General features: G+C 41.5%; 20 protein-coding genes, 1 pseudogene and 1 other annotated feature. Of the genes and pseudogenes, 2 read left to right on the forward strand and 19 right to left on the reverse strand.

Going from position 1 to position 20,945, the window contains the following annotated elements; all coding sequences use genetic code 11:
* Positions 1-55: 55 nt before the first annotated feature.
* The 16 genes and pseudogenes from I588_RS11905 to I588_RS26440 all read right to left on the reverse strand — a co-directional run bounded on the left by I588_RS11905 (position 56) and on the right by I588_RS26440 (position 15,332).
* Positions 56-580, reverse strand: coding sequence for an NYN domain-containing protein (locus tag I588_RS11905; protein WP_010756308.1), 525 nt, complete (start codon positions 578-580; stop codon positions 56-58).
* Positions 580-1,371 (reverse strand): 23S rRNA (guanosine(2251)-2'-O)-methyltransferase RlmB, encoded by a 792-nt coding sequence (gene rlmB, locus I588_RS11910; protein ID WP_010756307.1) that lies wholly within the window; start codon positions 1,369-1,371, stop codon positions 580-582. Before rlmB ends, I588_RS11905 begins: the two co-directional genes overlap by 1 nt.
* The gene (locus I588_RS11915; protein WP_010756306.1) at positions 1,355-1,759 is read right to left on the reverse strand and encodes a Mini-ribonuclease 3; all 405 of its coding nucleotides are present in this window, start codon (positions 1,757-1,759) and stop codon (positions 1,355-1,357) included. The genes rlmB and I588_RS11915 overlap by 17 nt, the downstream gene beginning before the upstream one ends.
* Positions 1,759-3,168 (reverse strand): cysteine--tRNA ligase, encoded by a 1,410-nt coding sequence (gene cysS / locus I588_RS11920; protein WP_010756305.1) that lies wholly within the window; start codon positions 3,166-3,168, stop codon positions 1,759-1,761. Before cysS ends, I588_RS11915 begins: the two co-directional genes overlap by 1 nt.
* Positions 3,161-3,694, reverse strand: coding sequence for a serine O-acetyltransferase EpsC (epsC, locus tag I588_RS11925; RefSeq protein WP_010756304.1), 534 nt, complete (start codon positions 3,692-3,694; stop codon positions 3,161-3,163). Before epsC ends, cysS begins: the two co-directional genes overlap by 8 nt.
* A 106-nt stretch (positions 3,695-3,800) precedes the next feature.
* Positions 3,801-4,008: a binding site (T-box leader), on the reverse strand.
* Positions 4,005-5,462, reverse strand: a complete 1,458-nt coding sequence (gene gltX, locus I588_RS11930) for a glutamate--tRNA ligase (RefSeq protein ID WP_010756303.1) — start codon at positions 5,460-5,462, stop codon at positions 4,005-4,007. It overlaps the preceding feature by 4 nt.
* Positions 5,463-5,550: 88 nt before the next feature.
* Positions 5,551-6,702, reverse strand: a complete 1,152-nt coding sequence (locus I588_RS11935; protein WP_010756302.1) for a PIN/TRAM domain-containing protein — start codon at positions 6,700-6,702, stop codon at positions 5,551-5,553.
* Positions 6,703-6,830: 128 nt separating this feature from the next.
* On the reverse strand, positions 6,831-8,201 hold the full coding sequence (radA, locus tag I588_RS11940; protein WP_010756301.1) for a DNA repair protein RadA: 1,371 nt from the start codon (positions 8,199-8,201) through the stop codon (positions 6,831-6,833).
* A gap of 30 nt (positions 8,202-8,231) precedes the next feature.
* Positions 8,232-8,747 carry a dCTP deaminase/dUTPase family protein gene (locus I588_RS11945; RefSeq protein ID WP_010756300.1) on the reverse strand — a complete coding sequence of 172 codons (516 nt, stop codon included), beginning with the start codon at positions 8,745-8,747 and terminating at the stop codon, positions 8,232-8,234.
* Between the two features lie 131 nt (positions 8,748-8,878).
* Positions 8,879-9,814, reverse strand: coding sequence for a cation diffusion facilitator family transporter (locus I588_RS11950; RefSeq protein WP_010756299.1), 936 nt, complete (start codon positions 9,812-9,814; stop codon positions 8,879-8,881).
* Positions 9,815-9,893: 79 nt separating this feature from the next.
* Entirely contained in the window at positions 9,894-10,442 is a 549-nt protein-coding gene (locus I588_RS11955) for a TetR/AcrR family transcriptional regulator (protein ID WP_010756298.1), read from the reverse strand.
* Between the two features lie 8 nt (positions 10,443-10,450).
* Complete coding sequence (locus I588_RS11960; RefSeq protein ID WP_010756297.1) at positions 10,451-11,347, reverse strand: phytoene/squalene synthase family protein; 897 nt, start codon at positions 11,345-11,347, stop codon at positions 10,451-10,453.
* Positions 11,337-12,824, reverse strand: a complete 1,488-nt coding sequence (locus tag I588_RS11965) for a phytoene desaturase family protein (protein WP_034692963.1) — start codon at positions 12,822-12,824, stop codon at positions 11,337-11,339. Before I588_RS11965 ends, I588_RS11960 begins: the two co-directional genes overlap by 11 nt.
* A gap of 105 nt (positions 12,825-12,929) precedes the next feature.
* Positions 12,930-13,409: pseudogene (locus tag I588_RS11970) on the reverse strand (alpha/beta family hydrolase); the annotation flags it as partial.
* Between the two features lie 12 nt (positions 13,410-13,421).
* On the reverse strand, positions 13,422-13,658 hold the full coding sequence (locus I588_RS28140; protein WP_010756294.1) for a hypothetical protein: 237 nt from the start codon (positions 13,656-13,658) through the stop codon (positions 13,422-13,424).
* 138 nt (positions 13,659-13,796) lie between these two features.
* Entirely contained in the window at positions 13,797-15,332 is a 1,536-nt protein-coding gene (locus tag I588_RS26440) for a hypothetical protein (protein ID WP_010756293.1), read from the reverse strand.
* A gap of 227 nt (positions 15,333-15,559) precedes the next feature.
* Here I588_RS26440 and I588_RS11980 point away from each other — a divergent pair, with 227 nt between their 5' ends.
* Positions 15,560-16,801 (forward strand): C39 family peptidase, encoded by a 1,242-nt coding sequence (locus tag I588_RS11980; protein ID WP_010756292.1) that lies wholly within the window; start codon positions 15,560-15,562, stop codon positions 16,799-16,801.
* A gap of 88 nt (positions 16,802-16,889) precedes the next feature.
* Here the strand turns inward: I588_RS11980 and I588_RS11985 are convergent, their stop codons facing one another.
* Both I588_RS11985 and I588_RS11990 read right to left on the reverse strand, forming a co-directional pair.
* Positions 16,890-17,633 carry a TIGR03915 family putative DNA repair protein gene (locus tag I588_RS11985; RefSeq protein WP_010756291.1) on the reverse strand — a complete coding sequence of 248 codons (744 nt, stop codon included), beginning with the start codon at positions 17,631-17,633 and terminating at the stop codon, positions 16,890-16,892.
* Positions 17,634-18,935: a putative DNA modification/repair radical SAM protein gene (locus I588_RS11990; RefSeq protein WP_010756290.1), complete on the reverse strand. Its 1,302-nt coding sequence runs from the start codon at positions 18,933-18,935 to the stop codon at positions 17,634-17,636.
* 421 nt (positions 18,936-19,356) lie between these two features.
* Between I588_RS11990 and I588_RS11995 the strand changes: the two genes are divergently transcribed.
* Positions 19,357-20,319, forward strand: coding sequence for an ABC transporter substrate-binding protein (locus I588_RS11995; RefSeq protein WP_010756289.1), 963 nt, complete (start codon positions 19,357-19,359; stop codon positions 20,317-20,319).
* Positions 20,320-20,409: 90 nt separating this feature from the next.
* Here I588_RS11995 and I588_RS12000 read toward each other — a convergent pair whose 3' ends face one another.
* Complete coding sequence (locus tag I588_RS12000) at positions 20,410-20,904, reverse strand: acyl-CoA thioesterase (protein WP_010756288.1); 495 nt, start codon at positions 20,902-20,904, stop codon at positions 20,410-20,412.
* Positions 20,905-20,945 lie beyond the last annotated feature (41 nt).

Below are 20,945 nucleotides of genomic sequence, written 5' to 3' on the forward strand. Positions count from 1 at the left end.
TGAATAAAAGGATACCTGATTTTTTCCAGATTAGAAGTGGTTAAGGAACAACTTTTTATTTTTGGCTCAATTCGTCCCTTTTTTGGGACAAATCGTGCAATTGTCGTTCGTTCCATGGAGAATTACGTCGAAAATCAGTAAATTGCGTATCTTTAGTATTACCCAAAATAGTTTCTTCAATCTTTTTTACGTCTTTATAAAGTTCACGAGCAGAGGTTCGCAAAGCTCCTTGTGAGAAAACAGTCCATTGCTCAGCTAAATCACTGGTTGCTACAGTCACTTGTGTTAATCGATCATTCAATTCTTTAGCGGTACGTTCAATATAGCTATCCGCTGTTTCATCTTCTTTAGTAAAGACTACTGACAGCTGATACTTCTGATAACTTTTTTGAATACCCGGAACTAGCTGAGCATCAAATACTACAATTACCTCTAGTCCCTGGTATTTTGCATAATTAGACAAACGATTAAGCAGCACTTCCCGCGCTTCCTCTAAATGATCTTGCTTTTTCAATTGAGAAAGATCTGGCCAGGCACCAATCATGTTGTATCCATCGACTAATAATAATTGCTTTTTCATTAGTAGCCACTTCGCTTTCTAAGTACTTCATACATCAAAAGTCCCGCAGCTACACCTGCATTTAAGCTTTGGACGTGCCCAGTCATTGGAATCGTCAGCATTTCATCGACTTCCTTTTTCAGGCCTGCACTCATTCCTTTACCTTCATTGCCAATGATTAAAGCAATTGGACCATCCACCTTCCACTGACGATAATCCGTTCCTTGCATATCGGTTCCAAAAATCCAATAACCGGAATCCTTTAATTGTTTAATCGTTTGACTAAGGTTAGTCACTCGAGCGATAGGCACATATTCCACTGCGCCTGTCGATGCCTTCGTGACCACCGGAGTAATTCCAACTGAACGATGCTTAGGAATGACTACTCCACTTACACCACTGGCATCAGCCGTTCGTAAAATTGATCCAAAATTATGGGGGTCCTCTAAGCTGTCCAAAATCAATAGAAAAGGTGCCTCTACTGTTGCTACCTGTTCAAGCAGCTCATCTATCGTTAAATATTGATAAGGAGTGATCGCCAGCAAAATTCCTTGATGGACTCCTTGATCACTTAATGTATCCAGCTTTTGTTTCGGTACCCACTTAACTGGCACAGCTTGCGTTTGAGCCAAGGTCTTCAACTGCTCAATTTTTTCTCCGCGGGCATCCTCTTGTAAAAACAATTTATTTCCACGTCCAGCCTGCAAGGCCTCTACTGTTGCGTGATGCCCGAAAACAAAATTTTTCTCTTCATTTGTTTCTTCTGGTATATTCACCGCTTTTTGCGGCTTGCGTTTACGCTTGTCTTTCATCCAGTTCACCTACTTTCTTAATACACCAACTCATTAATTCTTCCAGTCGTTCTTTTTCACCTAATAAATGTAAATACCCCATCACTGCTTCAAAACCTGTTGACATACGATAGGTCATTTTATCGGTATTTTTGGCAGATGTATAGCTTTTCGCATTTCGGCCGCGGCGATAAACACCCTGCTCTTCCTCGGTTAACAGGTTGATTTTTTCCATCTCATGAATCAGCATTGCTTGGGCTTTCGCTGAGACATAACGGGTAGCCATATGATGCAGCTTATTAGGGCGGGTTTGGCCTGAAAGAACCAAGAAATCCCGCACATAGCTTTCATAAATAGCATCCCCAACATAGGCTAAGGTTAATCCACTTAATTGTTTTACGTCTATCATCAAGCTCTTCTCCAACGGGTACCCTGTGGCGTATCCTCCAAAATAATTCCTTGATCCTTCAATAGATCACGAATTTCATCACTGCGGGCAAAATTTTTATCTTTGCGGGCCTGATTACGTTCAGCGATCAATTGATCCACCTCTTCATCTAACAGTTCAGCAGTTTCAAAAGTGATTCCAAAGACAGCCAATAATTGCAGCAGCATATCCAAGCCATATTGTAGTGTAGCAGCAGAAACTTCTGCTCTCTCAATGTATTGATTCAACCATTTTGCTAATTCATAAACCACTGTAATTCCGTTTGCTGCATTGAAATCGTCATCCATCTCTTTAACAAAACGAGCTTCCAGTGCTTGAATAGCCTGAATATTTTGTTCGTCGTCTGCCAATTTGTCTTCAGCAGTATCTTTACGGAAGTTCACATTCTCAACTGTCGTACGTAGACGCTGCAAGTTTGCTTGGGCATCTTTCATAGTTGCTTCGCTATAACGGATTGGACGGCGATATTGTGTAGTTGCCATGAAAAAGCGCAATACTTGCGGATCAATTTCTTTCACCATATCGTGCACTGTCACAAAGTTGCCTAACGATTTGCTCATTTTTTCATCGTCTTCACCAATAGTCACATAACCGTTATGCATCCAGTAATTGGCGAATTTTTTGCCCGTTTTTGCTTCGCTTTGAGCAATTTCATTTTCATGATGAGGAAATTCTAAATCCTGTCCGCCACCGTGAATATCAATGGTGTCGCCTAAATGCTTAGTGGCCATCACCGAGCATTCAATGTGCCAGCCTGGACGCCCCTTGCCCCAAGGTGATTCCCAAGAAATTTCCTCTGGTTTAGCAGCTTTCCACAAAGCAAAATCTAACGGATCTTCTTTTTGCAGCTGCTCCGTACCGGTACGCTGACTAGCGCCTACTTCCAATTCATCAATCGACTGATCGCTCAATTCTCCATAGTCTTTGAACTTCCGGGTGCGATAATAAACATCGCCATTGGACTCATAAGCGTAGTCTTTTTCAATCAAAACCGCAATAAACTCGATAATATCTGGAATATGGTTAATTACTCGTGGATGCAAGGTTGCTGGTTTTACATTCAAAGCCGCTGTATCCTCTTCAAAGGCGGCGATAAACCGATCAGCAACTTCTGGAGCAGTAATGGATAATTCTTTAGCTGCTTTAATAATTTTGTCATCCACATCAGTAAAATTCGAGACATAGTTCACTTCATAGCCGCGATATTCAAAGTAACGACGAATCGTATCAAAAGCTATTGTACTGCGAGCATTACCAATATGAATATAATTGTAAACAGTCGGTCCGCAGACATACATACGGATTTTTCCCTCTTCAATTGGTTGAAAGACTTCTTTTTCACGGGTTAAGGTATTATAGATTTCAATCATGTTGAACCTTCTTTCCATTAATTCTAACTACTTTAGCTGGCACACCAACTGCGGTGGCATGATCAGGTATATCATTTAAAACAACAGCGCCAGCACCAATTTTTGCACCAGCACCAATTTCCACAGGTCCTAAAATTTGTGCATTGGCTGACACAAAAGCACCTTTACGAACTGTCGGATGCCGCTTGCCGGTATCCTTGCCTGTCCCTCCCAATGTTACACCGTGGAACATGACTACGCCTTCTTCTACTTCAGCGGTTTCACCAATCACCACCCCAGCACCATGGTCAATAAAAACCCCTGGGGCTATTTTAGCTCCTGGATGAATTTCAATTCCAGTTAAAAAACGCCAAAATTGCGAATGGATCCGTGCCAGCAAGAAAAGGTTGTGGCGGTAGAAAAGATGGGACAGCTTGTGGAAAAACAAAGCATGTATCCCTGGATAAGTTAATACCACCTCAACACTTGACTTAACAGCAGGATCATTTCGTTTGGCAGCCTCTATTGCGGCTTTCCACCATCCCATTTTAATCGCTCCTTTATTTTCAAACAACGAACTCTCCTTACTTTTACCTACCAAAAGCATAACTTTTACCATTTAATAACAAAAAACACGCGTCTTTTGAGTTTCCTCAAAAGACGCGTGTTCACGTGGTCCCACTTTTGTTTGCAGCTCTTGCTGCCTCTGACGGATAACGGTCGTTTGCCGTTTTTGGCTACCAGAAACTCGCCAAAACCACTCCAAGATGCATTTCACAGGGTTCATCTTATCTGCTTACACCAGCCGCAGACTCTCTTAGAAGACTTCTTCCTGCTACTTCTTCTTATCAATGTGTTTACATTACTTGATTTAAATGTGCCAAAGCCTTTTCTTTACCTAATAACTCGACAGTTTCAGGTAATTCAGGGCCGTGTGTAACGCCACTAACAGCAACACGGATCGGCATCCAAAGGTTTTTACCTTTGACACCCGTTTCTTTTTGAACAGCCTTGATCGCTGCTAAAACACCTGCTGCATCAACGGTTTCCATATCTTCTAGTTGTTCTTTAAACGCACTTAGAACCATGGGAACAGTTTCTTGCGCTAAAACTTCTTGAGCGGCTTCATCCAATACAGGATGTTCTTCAAAGAATAATTGAGATACTTCCACGATTTCAGCTGCAAAGCTCATTTGTGGTTGGTATAAACCAACTACTCGTTGAACCCAAGCTTTACGATCTTCACTTGGATTTTCTTCTACTTTACCTGCTTTAATTAAAAATGGCAAACACAATTCAGTCAATGTGGTTAAGTCCATTGCTTTGATGTAGTGATTATTTACCCATTCTAATTTCTTTTGATCAAAGGCTGCAGGTGATTTGCTTAAACGTTTGGTATCAAACATCTTAACTAACTCTTCTTGAGAGAAGATTTCGTCTTCACCAACTGGCGACCAGCCTAGCAAAGCAATAAAGTTGAACATTGCTTCTGGCAAGTAGCCTAATTCGCGATATTGCTCAATGAATTGCAGGATTGATTCATCCCGCTTGCTTAGCTTTTTACCGGTTTCGCTATTAATAATTAACGTCATATGCCCAAAGGTTGGACGAGGCCAGCCAAAGGCATCGTAAATCATTAATTGTTTTGGTGTATTAGCAATATGGTCATCGCCACGTAATACGTGGGTGATCTTCATCATGTGATCGTCTACTGCTACTGCAAAGTTGTAAGTAGGCATGCCATCGCGTTTTTGAATAACAAAATCGCCGCCGACATTATCTGATTCAAAGTTGATTTCGCCTTTTACCATATCTTCAAAGCTGTAAGTTGTGTTACGTGGTACGCGGAAACGAATAACTGGTTCTAAGCCTTGCGCTTCTTTTTCTGCTTGCTGCTCAGGACTCAGGTTGGCACATTTGCCGCCGTAGTGAGGCATTTCGCCACGTGCACGCTGCGCTTCTCTCTCAGCTTCTAATTCTTCCTCTGTACAATAGCACTTATACGCTAAATTACTGGCTAGTAATTGGTCAATCAACGGTTGATAGATTGCTTTCCGTTCTGATTGTCGGTAAGGGCCGTATTCGCCTGGTTTATCAGGAGACTCATCCCAATCCATTCCCAACCAAGCTAAGTTTTCCAGCTGGCTTTTTTCACCATCGGCAATGTTGCGCTTTTGGTCAGTATCCTCAATACGAATGATAAATTCACCATCATTGTGACGAGCAAATAAATAGTTGAATAACGCTGTCCGGGCATTTCCAATGTGTAAATGTCCAGTTGGACTTGGTGCATAACGCACACGAATTTTTGACATGTGAACTCCTCTTTCCCGCATAATTAAGCAGAGCAATTGCCTGCTTTACTGCTCAAATTGTACAATCAATCAGCTATTTAGTAAAGGGTCAATCCTTTTTCCCCTCTTGATACTCAATTTTTTTCTCAGGAGAATCATCTTTAATGTTGCGGTTGGAATGGGCTGGTTTGGCAAAAATCATTCGACCAGCTGCTGTTTGCAAAGCACTAGTTACGACAACTTCAATATGTTCGTTCATATAATGTTGGCCATCTTCAACAACCACCATCGTTCCGTCATCCAGGTATGCTACCCCTTGCTGACGCTCTGTACCAGCTTTTACCACCAAGACATTCATGTTCTCACCAGGAATGACTACTGGCTTAACTGCATTGGCTAAAGCATTAATATTCAGCACAGCCACATTTTGGAATTCTGAAACCTTGTTCAGGTTGTAATCGTTGGTGACGATCACACCATCTAACAGCTTCGCCAATTTGATTAGTTTACTATCGACTTCATTAATATCTTCGAAGTCGCCATCATACATTTCTACAGCAATTCCATCTTCTTTTTGCAAAGAATTTAGAATGTCTAATCCTCGGCGCCCTCTCACTCGTTTCAAGCTATCGCCAGAATCAGCAATGTATTGTAATTCATACAGGACAAAGTTCGGAATCATCAAGACACCTTCTAAAAAACCGCTTTTGGCAATGTCATAGATTCGGCCATCAATAATCACACTAGTATCCAAGATTTTGTATTTATGGAAATTATCATCTGCCTTGCGATCCAGTACTTCACCTTCTGGATTTTCTGCCTTTTTCGTACGTGGTGTGAAGATTCTCTTCCACTCGTCGATTCGGGTAGTTCCCATTCGAAACCCTAGGTAACCTAACAGAATCATAATGATGATTGGCAGTGCACTGTTAACCACTGGAATCTCCAGATTATACAGTGGATTAGTAACAAACAGGCCTAATGTCAGACCAATAATTGCACCCACCGTTCCAAATAATAAATAAGTTAAACTAAACTCGTTTAATTGCTTCTCAATTTTTTTGACACTGGTTGTAATCGGTTCGACGAGGACCAAAGATAATAATAAAAAAATAATTGCGCCAATCAGGCCATTCGTCAACGAATTATTCAACCATAAATTGCTGCTTTGTCCAATTGCCATCCAAGCTGTCGGCAGCAAAGTAATCCCCATGCTGATCCCAACTAAAACTATAATGACAGTTAATACACGTTTTTGCATAACTTCCCTCCTAAGTAGTCATTTATTCTCACAGACCTTTTTATCAAGGCCTGTTAAGAAATTCACTTTAACACCTAGACCATTGACAGCTGATGCCAATAGTCTAGGTTGGTCATTGTAATTCTTTACTATTTAAATACTTTACGCAGCGTTTCACCTAAAGTAGCAACTGGAACCAGTTCGATCCCCTTAGGTACCTTCCAGTCACCCATATTGTTTTTAGGTAGATAGATTTTTTTGAAACCGAGTTTTTTAGCTTCTTTAACACGCTGCTCTATACTGTTGACTCGCCGGATTTCGCCAGTCAAACCAATCTCACCAATAAAACATTCAGTAGCTTCTGTGCCTTTTTCTTTATAGCTGGAAGCGATTGCTACGCCAACTGCCAAGTCAATGGCCGGCTCGTTTAATTTTACCCCGCCGGCTGCTTTTAAGAAAGCATCCTGATTTTGCAGCAGCAAGCCTGCCCTTTTTTCTAAAACTGCCATAATTAAGGAAATTCGATTGAAATCCAAACCAGTGGTAGTCCGTTTCGCATTACCGAAAACAGTCGGGGTCACTAACGCTTGCACCTCAACTAAAATTGGACGGCTGCCTTCCATCGCCACCACAATTGCAGAGCCAGTTGCACCTTCTAAGCGCTCCTCCAAGAAAACCTGAGATGGATTGGCTACTTCAACTAAACCAGTCTCTCGCATTTCGAAAATCCCGATCTCATTGGTTGAACCAAAACGGTTTTTCACCGCCCGTAAAATACGGAAGCTGTGATGCTTTTCCCCTTCAAAATATAAAACGGTATCCACCATATGCTCCAGCATTCGCGGGCCTGCAATATTTCCTTCTTTAGTTACGTGACCGACAATAAAAATGGCAATCCCATTCGTTTTAGCCAATTTTAACAGCTCGGCGGTTGTTTCCCGAACCTGACTGACTGAGCCAGCCACACTAGAAATATCCGGTTGAGTCATCGTTTGAATCGAGTCAATAATGACAAATTCCGGTTTGATCTGCTCAATTGCCCGGCTAATTTCGCCCATATCCGTTTCTGGATATAGATAAAAATCCGTCTGGCTGGAACCTAGACGTTCTGCTCTAAGCTTAATTTGCTGAGCACTTTCTTCGCCTGAAACATATAAAACTTTCCCGCCAGTTGCTGCCAGCTGATGAGAAACCTGCAGCAGCAAAGTAGATTTCCCAATTCCCGGATCTCCACCAATTAACACTAATGAACCTGGGACCACACCGCCGCCTAGTACACGGTTTAGTTCAGCCAGCTGCGTTTCAATCCTCGTTTCTTTTTTGAAAACAACATCCTTTAGCAGAGTGGGCTGCGCTTTTTCACCAGTTAAGCTGACCCGATTACGCCGATCCTCTGTGTCTTGAATGACCTCTTCTACCATCGTATTCCAACGGCCGCAGTTAGGGCAACGACCTAAATATTTTGGCGAGACATAGCCGCATTCGTGGCAAATAAATTGTGTTTTGGCCTTTTTCGCCATGATTCACACCTCTTTAATTTTAACATAAAACTAGTTTTTTGGATGCTGATCTGAGGAGCCGAATCCGCCCGTTCGTTCATTGGTTGCCTGATCATTATCTGCTTTTAAGAAAGGCAGAAAAATCCCTTGGCCAATGCGTTCACCTTTTTTTATCGTAACATCCGTCAAACCAAAATTGGTAAATTGGAACATAATATGTCCTTCATTATCCGGGTTATTGTAATAGTCGCTGTCAATCACACCGACACCGTTACTTAGACTTAAAAAGCGTTTCAAGGGATTGCTGGAGCGATTTGCCAATTGCAAATATTCATCTTCTCCCATGTAAGCTTTAATTCCTGTTGGCACCAACACTGGCTTAACCAGTTTTTCTTCTGGATCTGCCTGTCCAGTAACCTGAGCTACCAGTTGTTTCCAAAATGTTGGGATCACAATGTCTTCAGCTGCTTCAAAATCATAGCCAGCTGCATTTTTAGTGGCTCTTTCTGGCAAATGAATCTCTTTATCTTGATACTTAGTAACTATTTCAAATCCTCTTTTTTTCATAAGTCGCTCCTTTAAAAATCTTAGTGTTATTCTACCATAGAGAACGTATGCTTATGAAAATGTTTTGCGAAAACTACATGGAAATTTAGTGAATCTTAGGGATTTGCTCCAGAAAGAAAAAGAGCAGGCCCTCAGCTCTGCTCTCGTATTGCATAATTCGGATCAAATTCATCCACTTCAATATAAATATATGCCTTTTTATCCGGCAGCGAATGACGAATCTGCCGCTCAATGTCATTGATAAGTTTGTAACTAACGCCTTCATAGGCATCCGTTATGTCCATTTTAGCTGCAATCAACACTTCTTCCGGACTCAAATGAACGGTTTTCACATCAATCAGCTGTTTAACCTCTGGTCGCTGAAAGGCGTGTTGAATTTTTGCCAAATCAGTTTGAGAAACACTTTCTCCCACAATTAGGCTGTAAAACTCGCGGGCTAAAAAGATCGAAGCAAACATTAACAACAGTCCGATTAGTAAGCCGCTCAAAGCATCGAACATCGGATTCCCAGTTAGCGTTGTCAACAGGGTTCCAATAATTGCTAAAACTAGACCGATTACTGCACAGAAATCCTCAGTAAAAATAATTAGAATCTCACTATGGCGGCTTTCATGTAAAAAGCGAAACAGCGGTAATTTTTCAACATTTAACTCACGTATTTCTTTTAAAGCTACCCGCAGCGAACTACCTTCAACCAAAATACCAAAGACTAAAATTACTAAAACAATCCCTGGATTTTCCACCTCATGATTTGGGTGGAACAATTTCTCTAGAGCCTCCATTACCCCTAATGCGCCCCCGCCGAAAAACAGCATGGTGGCTACAATCGTGCTAAAAAAATACTTTGCCCGTCCTTCACCAAATTGATGCAGGGCACTTTGCCCGCGTCCAGCACGTTTATCGCCAAACAGCAGCAGGATTTGATTGCTGCAGTCGACTACACTATGGATACTTTCATTTAGCATGGCCGCACTGCCGCTGATTGCATAGCCAACAAATTTACTGATAGCCACCAAGATATTTGCGATCAAAGCGGCTAAAACAGCTGTCGGTCGCTGCTTGTCCATCTTCTCATCTTCTCTCTGTTTCAATTCTTGCTTTCAGTATATAACAGAAATAAGCCAAACCCGTGAATCGGTGCTCAGCTTATTTTTTGACAATTCCATATAAGAACATATCAATCGCTGCAGGAAAAGAATTCCCTTGCTTGTCATACGTTTCTGGCTGCAAATACGCTGCCAGCAAAATGAACAATTGCTTGACTGCTAACTCCACTTGAATCTCTGAACGTAAAGCAACCCCTTCCTTTTTCAGCACCTCGATAAAGGGCGCTTCATAAGACTGCTGCCATAAAAGATATAATTCTTCTGCTGATTCTTTGGATAGTGCATAGTGCATATCATGCATCATCATATAAAAATCAAACGGATGCCGCTGCCGTAAATAAACCATCATTTCAGTTAGTTTTTCTGTTAAAGTCGATTCATTTTCTTTAGCCAGCTGCCGCAGCTGTTGGCCCACTTCCTCTGCTAAAGCACGCATTACAGCAACATAGATATCTTCCTTCTTTTTAAAATGGTAATACAGATTAGGTTGCGTAATTCCTAAGGCATCAGCAATTTGTCGAGTAGAGGTAGCCTCATAGCCTTGATTCATAAACAATTGCTCAGCCGTTTCTAATATTTTTTGATACATTGTTTTGCTCACGTCTGAATCGACTCCCTCTGGTGATCGATTTTTTGCAGCTCTTTTCGAATGGCCTGAAAAATTCGCAGCTTTCGCGCCTGTTTCACCATCTGTCGCTGAGTAAACACCTGGTAGTCATTCTCCCGAATCACTTGTAAAATCTCGCGATAAAAATAGCTTGCAGCCAGCAATGGTCCACGACAATCCTCATCAATCCACGGCATCATCGTTAAGCCCTTTTGATAGCTTTCCTCTGCCCGCTTCGCCTCAAATTCCCATAAGTTAATAAATGCTTGGGTTTGACGATGCGCTTTGAGATCTTCTGGGGTTACACCAAACTCTGTCATTTTATCCTTGGGTAAATAAATCCGGCCAGCTGCTTCATCTTCGCCAATATCGCGCAAAATATTCGTGATTTGCATAGCTTCTCCCAGTGCTTTGGCTTCTTCCACAATTCTTTTCCAATCCTTTGAAAGAATCGGCAGCAGCATTAAGCCAACTGAACCAGCTACGTAATAACTATACTCTTCTAGTTCCTGTTGGGTGTTCGGCTGTTGAAACTGCACATCTCTGCGTTGCCCCTCCAACATGTCATAAAAAGCCTGAAGATCTAAAGGATAATGATCAAAGACCACAGCTAGCGCTCGCCATAGAGGCTCATCTGGATGTTCTCCTTTTTGAAAGGCCTCCAATTGTGCCTTCAATTCAGCCAGCTTTTCTGGATTTTTTTCTACATCAATTGCATCATCCGCACGGCGGCAAAACGCATAAATGGCATAAACACTCATTGCCTTTTGCTCCGGCAGTTTAGAAAAAGCCGCATAAAAGCTTTTGGAATGATGTTCAATGATGCGTTCGCAATAATCAAAATCCGCTTGATAGCGACGAAAATCGGTAACAATTTTATTGGTCATCACGAACCAGCTCCTCTACTGCTAACTTAGCGCTTTGCATAACAATTGGCACCCCAGCCCCCGGATGAGTGCTGCTGCCGCAAAAATATAACCGATCTGCATAGTCAAATTTATTGTGAGGACGATAGTAATTGCTTTGCTTTAATGTCGGTTTTAGTCCAAAGGTCGCTCCCCGATAAGCATTAAAATTATCGGCAAAATCTCTTGGTGTAAACTGTTCTTCAAAAACAATATGATCATCAATATCTGAGAAAACCGTTTCCTGTTTAATTTTCTGAATCACATGGTTGCGATAAATAGAAATAGTCTCCTCGCTCCAATCCGAAAACTTGGACAGCTCCGGTACGGGAATTAAGACATACAATGCTTCATGACCTTCCCTAGCCATCTCAGAATCTAATAGGCTTGGTACATATAAATAGTAGGAAGGATCGTCTGGCAATACACCTTGATCAAAAATATCGGTAATATTTTTCTCAAAATCTTTGGCAAAATGAATCGAATGCAGTGCTTCAACATCGTACTTTTTGTCTAATCCAAGATATAAAAGGAAGCAAGAGCAGGAATACTCCATTTGATCAATCTTTTGATCCGTGTATTTGCCGCGATCTTTTTCGTTAGGCAGCAAATGCTTCATCGCATAAGGAAAATCTGCGCCGCAAACAATAGCGTCAGCTAATATTCGCTCGTCATTAACTTTAATCCCGACTGCTTCTTTATTTTCTATTATGATTTCCTGCACCTCAGTATCGCAATAAATCTCGCCGCCTAGTTCTTTAAATAGACGTTCCAGCCCTTGCGCCAAGGTGTACATGCCGCCCTTCATAAAATGAATTCCATACAACAGCTCAATCATTGGAATGATCGTATAAAGTGACGGACCCTGATAAGGTGAAATGCCAATATATAACGTTTGGAAAGCCAGTGACTTTCGTAAACGGTCATCTTTTACAAATTTTGAAATGGAACTGTACGCATCGCCGAAGGTTTTCAATTTCAAGCCATTTAACAATGATTTAGGATTGTAAAAATCCCAAAATGAGCGAAACGAACGCATAATAAAGGCATCCTTGGCGATAATATAACGTTTATAAATATCTGCTAAAAAGGCAAAATAACCTTGAGCATCTTCTTCGGAAATTCCTTCAAGGGTCTTCGTTAATTCGACCAAATCTGACGAAAACAATAACGGGTCATCATCAGTAAAATACAGCTTTAACATCGGATCGATTTTTTCCATTGGGATATAATCATCAGGATTTTTGCCGCAAAATTCGAACACTTCTTGATAAATATCTGGCATCATGACAATAGTCGGGCCTACATCAAAGGTAAAACCATCCTTTTTGATCTGATTCATTTTTCCGCCAACTTGACTGTCCTTTTCATAAAGCTGGACTGCATAGCCCATTTTTTGCAACCTCACCGCTGCAGTGAGTCCTGCGACTCCCGCCCCTATTACTATTACCTTCTTCAATGTCATTCGCCTCCTCTTACCATTTTATAACTTATCATTTGATAAGTAAAAATATATAACCGAAAAAAACTTCATAAAAGTGGGTTTAAAGCAGAAAAACGCTGATCACCTCACTTGATCAGCGTGTTCTTCCAACCAAATAATCAAGCGCTGGGCTACTTCTTGATTTTGGTCACTAATGGTTGCTTTTCCGTCTCCCTTTTGCGGACCATAGGAGCCAAAGCCAGCGTGGTTACCGCCAGGAATTTCCTGATATTCAGTATTTTTTGGCAGCTCTTGCTTGGCTTTCTGATAAGCCTCTTGATTCAATACCTGGTCATTTGCTCCAGTTAGAGACAGGACCGGAACTTGAATGTTGGCTAAGCTCCCCTTGTCATCAGGATAACTAGCTAAGAAAAAAACGCCTGCTAATTTTTCTGTGTGCTCCTTGGCAAAACGGCTGGCCATTACTCCACCTAGAGAATGTCCACCTACTATATACTTGCGATCAGGCTGCTCATCCAAGACTTTAGCTCCGCGATTTGGGGCCAGCACAGCCAAATCCAATGGCATCTTCAACAGGTAGACCGGATAACCGGCTTGTGCTACTTTTTGAGCTCAAGAGCTGTAGCTGCCTGGATCGACTAAAGCACCCGGATAAAAAATCAGCATCGGCTTCGTATCATCCTCAGAAGGAAAATATAACCAGTTGCTGTCATCATCTGCTTGCTTAGTAATTTGCTGAGCATCGCTAGTAGGCGGATACGTCTGTGTTTGTAAATAAGCAATTCCGCCGGCCACAACAACTGCTACTCCGATAAGGATTGTCAGAAGAATCTTTTTCCATTTTTTCACTGCCATCGTTCCTTTCTATTCCTCTCATCATAGCATCGGAAACAAGAATTCCTATAAAGTTTGCTTGAATCAATTTATGCTCTCAAAAAAAGGTCAATTACCACCTGCTCTGGTGGCAATTGACTACTTCTTTCGCCATTATCCTTGTCTAAATAAATAAATTTTAGTCCAGGGAGTCATTGATTTAATATTCGACATGTTGTTATGCGGGAAGGTACTATGCCAGATTCTATCATGATTCGGAGTATTTCCCCAGAAAAAGCCAAGATGGCAATCATAGTTTGGTTTAGAGTAATCTGGTTCAAAATAAAGAATATCACCTTTTTTAGCCAAGCCGCTTTGCAGCAGCGAACTTACTGAAGTATAGGTTTCGTATTGGACATTTTTGGTTAAAGCATCCCGCCAATTATAGCCATTTGCTACACCACCCCAAGCATTGGCAACATTAGTAATTGCGGCTAAATTTCCGCCGGCTCTCTTAATTACACTAGCAATAAAACCTGTACAGTTCATACCTGGTCCGCTGCCATTAGGATCACCATTAGGACTCATAGAAGTACTGGCATTGCCAGATAAGCCTCTGAACGGGGTGTACAAATAATAGCGATCATTTTCATGCTTTGCTAACTCATTAACAATTTGAGCATGAGTGATTCCAAAGAACCCAGATGCCCATTGGACAACACTTTCTGGTTGAAAAGGCGTGCTGTACCAGCCAATTCCTTCGTAACGCCAGCCATGGTTCCTCAAATTATCCCGTTCATTCCCATTCACAGTATAGTGATGAGCGCCTACGCCTCCATTAGGGTTATAAACACGGTAAACTGGCATTCCCGAGTCGGATGTGTGCCAGCCAATCCCTTCATACCGCCAGCCAATGCCTCTAAGCATATTGCGCTCATTACCGTTCATTGTATAAAAATGTTCTCCAGTGTTAGGGTTGTACAAGCGATAAACTTCAAGCCCGGATAAGACAGAACGCCAACCGATTCCTTCATACCGCCAGCCTACACCCTTAAGCATATCTCGCTCATAACCATTCATTGTGTAAAAATGTTCTCCAGAATTAGGATTGTAAATTCTATATACTGGGACATCTTGTACAACTGCCTTGGCTTTAGTTGGTACTTTTGTAGTTTGGACTGCCGCTTTAGTTTGCTGCGGCGCTTTTGCTGGTGTCGGAGCAGGTTTAGCCGGCTCAGTATAATTAGCTTCAGGCACCTTCTCAATTGCCTGATTGCTTTCTGTTACATCTGCTTTCTCTGTCTGTTCTTCGTCTACAGCAGGTATTTTTTCTTGGTTCTCTTCTTTGCTATTCTCTTGCTCGTTTTGGTTTCCTTGATTTTCCTCAGGTGGCTCTATTGCCTCGGATGAATCGTTTTGTTCTTCATTCAACGAGGGCGTTGATGGTTCCACAGTTTCAGTTGGTACTTCAGGAGTACTAACTTCTTCCCCGTTTGCATCTGTCTCTTGATTGTCACTTGCGGCAGTTGAATTCGTTTCCAATTGTGTTTCTGAGTATACCGGAGTACTTTCGACAACTGCTGCTTCATTTCCAATTTCAGACGCAAAGGCAGTCTCATTTTCTTGCTCATATAATGCTGCAGAGAATAATAGCCCTGCTATGATCAAAAGATATTTTTTATTGCCCTTTTTCTGCTTTCTAAAATCCATTACTACACCTCCTAATTTTTTCATAAAAAAACAATTCTTAACTCATATAAATTTTAAACTATTTGCTTTGCCCTTGTCAAAAAAACTTGATCATTTATGATGATAACTTTTCCCTATTAGTTCCCCTGTATAATCTGTAGCATTTTAAAACTGTCAATGATAAAATAAATAAAGCACTTCTGTTAATTATAACGCATGTTTCAAAAGATTACGGAGGAGATAATACGATGAAAAAGAATGTTTGTTTGTTATTTTGTACTGCTTTTCTTTCTTCAATATTTTTGATAGGAACAGAAAGCTTAGCCGTTGAAGAACCCTCGACAGCTGAAGCAACTATTACAGAAACCCAAGTTTCCAGTGACTCGGCAACCGTTGACGATTCTGCTGTGGCTCCTGCTACAGCTTCTGTAGAGGTCGAAACAGCAGCTGAACAGCCCGCAGATTCAATTGAACCGGCTATGGCTCCTGCTACTTTTGCTGCAGCTGCTGCTCCAACTACAACCGGAATTCCTATGTATCGGCTGTATAACCCCAATAGCGGCGAGCATTTTTACACTGCGAATGGGATCGAAAGAGATCAAATAGTGAACGCTGGCTGGTATTACGAAGGAATTGGGTGGTCAGCTCCGAATGGAGGCCAACCCGTTTATCGGCTTTACAATGCAAATGCAGGAGATCATCATTATACTTTAGATGCTAATGAACGAGATCACTTAAAAGGTGTTGGCTGGCGTTATGAAGGGGTCAGCTGGTACTCACCAGCTAGTGGTCAACCACTCTATCGGTTGTATAATCCGAATGCAAAAGCTGGGTCTCATCACTATACGCTAAACGGCGCAGAAAGAGATCATCTGCAAAAAGTTGGCTGGCGCTATGAAGGAATTGCTTGGTATGCAATCGGAGGAGCAGTGGGGGTTAGCAACAACGTTCTGCTTAATGCTCCTTACATCAATCAAAATACGGCTGGAATGCCGATGGGTTGCGAAGCTGCTTCCTTACTGCAAGCCTTGCAGCTAAAAGGGTATGCTAAAAATTACAACCTGAAGTCCTTCATTAAGGAGATGCCGTTAGCTAGTGATAATAATCCTAATAATGGATTTGCTGGTCAGCCGGATAAGCTTATGAACAATGTCTACCAATCTATCTTCCCAGCACCACTTGCCAATTGGGGCAATCGTTATGGAAAAGTAGCAAATATTTCAGGTGCTTCTGTCGGAAGTCTTAAACAAGAACTTCGTAACGGTAATCCAGTGGTTGTTTACGTAACGTTGAACTTTGAAAGTCCTCGCTATGGCAACTACTTCTGGGGAACAGGAATAAATAATGCCCACATCATGACCTTGGATGGATTCAATGAGAGTAACAATACGTATCATGTATCTGATCCTAATGCTGGAAAATATTGGGTATCTGGAGCAAAATTTGAAGCAAGCTACAACTTGAAAAAATTTGCTGTAGTCGTTCGTTAACAAATCAAAAAAAGACCTTTTCGCTATATAAAATAACGAAAAGGTCTTTTTTAGTTCGTTTGTATCATATAATAAATAGTCCCGCTGTTTAATCAAAATCCACCATATTTCCACGGAATCTCAGAGGCAGATGGCCCATTTGAACCTTGGGATTAGTTCGTTCTTTGATGGTTACCGCCGATAAAAAGGCTCGCCACTGGCTTTGGATTTCTTTTTCTTCGCTAGTTTCCTTGATAGTCGGGCAGTCGGTATCCTCAATTAGAGTTACTCGCCCATGATCGATCATTGCCAGCAAACGGTGAGTTTCATCATAGATTATCATTTGCTCATTAGGGTAGCGTTCGGCAAAATGCGGACAGATAAACGGCAAAGAATAATGCTTTGGGGCAATCTTACTAAATAGAATCTTACCGACGTACTCGAAACGAACAAAGCCAGTGAACAAATGAACTTCGCCCAATAGGGTTTTAATACTTTTGCGTACAGCCAAAACGGAAGGATGACCAATGTAATTCTCCAATGAATCTTTAGTCCCTAGGGCAATTTCAATGGCATCCAGCAGACAGCGTTCCTTGCCAGTTAAAGTTCCATAAAATCCAGTTTGAATAAATTGAAGATTTTCAGCAGTCAAACGCTGCTGCAAGCGGCGATAGATTTTTTGTGCTCTAGGCTCGTTAGTAGCAATCCATTCTCCCATAAACAAACTCTCCAAAGCTGTTTCGGGTGTGAGAATCAAGGCTGGAAAGGTTTGGCGAGAGAAGGCTTGGTCTACCAAACATAGAAACCCGTAAAAACTGCCATCGTATTCCCAGGTTTCCGCTACCTCTTTCATCTACTCACCACTCCCTTTAGCATGCTCAAAGCGTTCGACATCGAATAACGACAATTGTTCTGCTTTACTTTGGGTATTCAGCTGTTTCAGTGTCTGATATTGTTTGGAAGAAATTAATGATGTAATCACCCATTCAGGATCACGGATTAGTCCTGCGGGCGTTTCATGATTGCAGGCGATAAAATACTGCGCTCTTTTTATAACAATCCCCAGCTTCTTTAAATCACTTAAATGCAGGCGGTAATACTTCCGTGCCTTCACAATATTTTGAGCACTTTTCGGACCAATGCCAGGTACCCGCAGCAGCAGCTCATAGGAAGCCGTTTGGACATCTACTGGAAAACGATCATAATTTTGCACCGCCCAATTGGCCTTAGGATCTAAATATAGATTGAAATTAGGCTTGTCATCTGACAAAATTTCATCTGCTGAGAAACGATAAAAACGCATCAGCCAGTCAGCTTGATACAAACGATGCTCCCGCAGCAAGGGCGGCTCCGTCGTAACAGCCGGCAGCAACGAATCCTGATTCACCGGGATATATGCTGAATAATAAACCCGCTTCAACTCATAGCGCTGATACAAATTTTCGGCAATTTTGACAATTGAACGGTCACTTTCAGGACTAGCCCCGATAATCATTTGCGTAGATTGACCGGCCGGTACAAAGCTCGGACCTTTTCTGACAGCTGGTAAAAAAGCTTCTTCTTTTTTCTTCGTAGTAATTTGCTTCATCGGTTTATACAAAGCGTAAGGATCTTTATCTGGTGCTAACAGTTTTAGACTTTCACGAGAGGGCAGCTCCACATTGACGCTCATCCGATCAGCTAAAAAACCCAGCTCTTCAATCAGCTTCTCATCCGCACCAGGGATAGCTTTCACATGAATGTAGCCGCGAAAGCCTTTTTCCTCCCGCAAAATTTTCAAGGTTTTAATTAGCAGCTCACAGGTGTAATCAACATTTTTAATAATGGCTGAACTGAGAAATAACCCCTCAATATAGTTCCGCATATAAAAATCCATAGTTAAATCTGCTACCTCCTGCGGTGTGAAGGTGGCCCGTGGAATAGCATTAGATTTCCGATTGATACAATAATGACAATCAAAAATACACGCATTAGTAAATAGTAGCTTCAACAATGATACACAGCGACCATCGGGAGTAAATGAGTGGCAAATGCCTGATACAGCAGTACTGCCGACTGAGCCTTCGCGGGTATTGTTGGCCACTCCGCTGCTGGAACACGACACATCATATTTGGCTGATTCAGCGAGAATTTCGATCTTTCTTGTCAGTTCCATAGAACCCCTCCTAATTTATACGAACGTACGTTCTTATTTTAGTTGATAAGCTTAGGATTGTCAAAAATTGCTAGGGTTAAATAAAAAAAATCGAAGAAAATTTAAATTTCTTATTTACATCTCATTTTTCTCAGTGTATACTAATCTTCAATTAGAAGTTGGAGGTCATCCTTATGATGAACAGAAATCACTCACAACTGAATAACAGCTTTTTCTTTAGCTTTTTTAGATAGGTTTGTATTCATCAAGATGGATGCAAACGACCTACGTTTTGTATCTATCTATGATGGCTAAAGAGTTTTGACGTACCACCAGCCACGTAGAAGTAATCGAAGTGGCTGAAGAATTCTATTCTCGTATTCCCATCATCCACTTAGTTTACTGAGTGGATGATTTTTTTATGGAAAAGGAGAAAATAAAAATGAAAAAGAATGTATTGTTAGGATTAAGTTTAGTTAGTTTATTGGTATTAGGTGCTTGTAGTAAAGGTGATGCGGCAGATAACGACGTGAAAAAAGTCGGTGTCCTGCAAACGGTACAGCACGGTTCTTTCGATGAAGCTTACGAAGGATTCAAAGAAGGCTTAGCAGAAAACGGGTATGTTGAAGGAGAAAATTTGGAAATTTCTTACCAAAATGCCCAAAATAACCAAGACAACCTAAAGAGCATGAGCGAAAAATTAATCAAGGATCAGCCAGATTTATTATTAGGGATCGGCACACCTGCTGGGCAATCCATTGCTAACGGAACAACAGATATTCCAGCACTAGTTACTGCTGTGACTGACTTAAAGGCTGCAAAATTAGTAAAAAGCTATGACGAACCAGGTACAAATATGTCTGGGACAACCAACCTTTCACCGATCAAAAAACAAATTGACTTATTGCTGTCCGTTGCACCTGGTGCCAAAAAAGTTGGATTATTGTACAATGCTGGAGAAGTAAACTCACAAATTCAAATTGACGTAGCAACCGAATATCTGGAAGAGCTTGGGTTAGAAATTATGGTTAGAAATGCCACTTCAACCAATGATGTTCAACAAGCAACAACCTCTGTAGCCAGCGAAGTAGATGCGATCTATATTCCAACTGACAGCACCTTTGCTAGTGCAGCTACAGTGGTTGGTGAAGTGGTAAAAGAACATAAAGTTCCTTTAGTAGCAGGTTCAGTGGATCAAGTTAAAGAGGGCGGCTTGGTTACTTTGGGAGTGGATTATGTTTCTTTAGGCAAGCAAACAGGGGAAATGGCTGCCAAAATTTTAGATGGCGAGGCAGAACCTCAAACGATGCCTGTAGAAAGTGCGAAGAACTTAGCATTCTATGTTAACAAGGATATGGCAGAAGCTTTAGGTATTGATCCTGCCAGCATTAAAGAACCAAAATAAGCAAAACTTTATTTTAGAGCAACCAAACTGAAGTTTTTTATTGACAAAAAGTGGCAGCCTCGCGGAATCGAGACTGCCACTTTTTTCATTTTACCAAGGTAAACGGGTATCTACATGCTTGGTTAATTCAATGCTTTCTTGGCGTTTTTCTTTGCGAATAGCTCGACGTTCGTCATAGCCGGCGCAAATATATTTTTCTTCCTCAGATTCGGGCGTAATCTCCGGCAAGGTAATATTTCGCTCCAAACTGGTAAAGGTTAAAAAACTAGTGGCTGCTAAATAGCGCTGGCTTTTTAATAGATCTTCACCAATTACCTTAACAAATACTTCCATCGAGCGCTTGCCGGCACCAGAAACATAGGCCTCTAAACAAACCGAATGCCCTTCAAGTAACGGAAGCAAAAAATCCAAATGGTCCAGTGAAGCCGTGACTAAGCTAGTTCTGGCAAAACGTCCCGCCGCAATCCCAGCAGTCTCATCCATCCAATGCATCAGTTGACCACCATAAAGCGCCTTATGCATATTCATGTGAGGATACATAATTAAATGGGTCTGAACCGACCGTGTTTCTTTACAAGTTGGCATAGCTTTTCCATCCCTTCTGTGTCTTCTTTTTTAGTATACAA

Source organism: Enterococcus pallens ATCC BAA-351, assembly GCF_000407485.1.
Lineage (GTDB): Bacteria > Bacillota > Bacilli > Lactobacillales > Enterococcaceae > Enterococcus_A > Enterococcus_A pallens.

Excerpts from the sequence above, each read along its gene's own strand:
- I588_RS11905 (WP_010756308.1), bottom strand. The coding sequence starts at position 580 with ATGAAAAAGCAATTATTATTAGTCGATGGATACAACATGATTGGTGCC.
- rlmB (WP_010756307.1), bottom strand. The coding sequence starts at position 1,371 with ATGAAAGACAAGCGTAAACGCAAGCCGCAAAAAGCGGTGAATATACCA.
- I588_RS11915 (WP_010756306.1), bottom strand. The coding sequence starts at position 1,759 with ATGATAGACGTAAAACAATTAAGTGGATTAACCTTAGCCTATGTTGGG.
- cysS (WP_010756305.1), bottom strand. The coding sequence starts at position 3,168 with ATGATTGAAATCTATAATACCTTAACCCGTGAAAAAGAAGTCTTTCAA.
- epsC (WP_010756304.1), bottom strand. The coding sequence starts at position 3,694 with ATGGGATGGTGGAAAGCCGCAATAGAGGCTGCCAAACGAAATGATCCT.
- gltX (WP_010756303.1), bottom strand. The coding sequence starts at position 5,462 with ATGTCAAAAATTCGTGTGCGTTATGCACCAAGTCCAACTGGACATTTA.
- I588_RS11935 (WP_010756302.1), bottom strand. The coding sequence starts at position 6,702 with ATGCAAAAACGTGTATTAACTGTCATTATAGTTTTAGTTGGGATCAGC.
- radA (WP_010756301.1), bottom strand. The coding sequence starts at position 8,201 with ATGGCGAAAAAGGCCAAAACACAATTTATTTGCCACGAATGCGGCTAT.
- I588_RS11945 (WP_010756300.1), bottom strand. The coding sequence starts at position 8,747 with ATGAAAAAAAGAGGATTTGAAATAGTTACTAAGTATCAAGATAAAGAG.
- I588_RS11950 (WP_010756299.1), bottom strand. The coding sequence starts at position 9,814 with ATGGACAAGCAGCGACCGACAGCTGTTTTAGCCGCTTTGATCGCAAAT.
- I588_RS11955 (WP_010756298.1), bottom strand. The coding sequence starts at position 10,442 with ATGTATCAAAAAATATTAGAAACGGCTGAGCAATTGTTTATGAATCAA.
- I588_RS11960 (WP_010756297.1), bottom strand. The coding sequence starts at position 11,347 with ATGACCAATAAAATTGTTACCGATTTTCGTCGCTATCAAGCGGATTTT.
- I588_RS26440 (WP_010756293.1), bottom strand. The coding sequence starts at position 15,332 with ATGGATTTTAGAAAGCAGAAAAAGGGCAATAAAAAATATCTTTTGATC.
- I588_RS11980 (WP_010756292.1), top strand. The coding sequence starts at position 15,560 with ATGAAAAAGAATGTTTGTTTGTTATTTTGTACTGCTTTTCTTTCTTCA.
- I588_RS11985 (WP_010756291.1), bottom strand. The coding sequence starts at position 17,633 with ATGAAAGAGGTAGCGGAAACCTGGGAATACGATGGCAGTTTTTACGGG.
- I588_RS11990 (WP_010756290.1), bottom strand. The coding sequence starts at position 18,935 with ATGGAACTGACAAGAAAGATCGAAATTCTCGCTGAATCAGCCAAATAT.
- I588_RS11995 (WP_010756289.1), top strand. The coding sequence starts at position 19,357 with ATGAAAAAGAATGTATTGTTAGGATTAAGTTTAGTTAGTTTATTGGTA.
- I588_RS12000 (WP_010756288.1), bottom strand. The coding sequence starts at position 20,904 with ATGCCAACTTGTAAAGAAACACGGTCGGTTCAGACCCATTTAATTATG.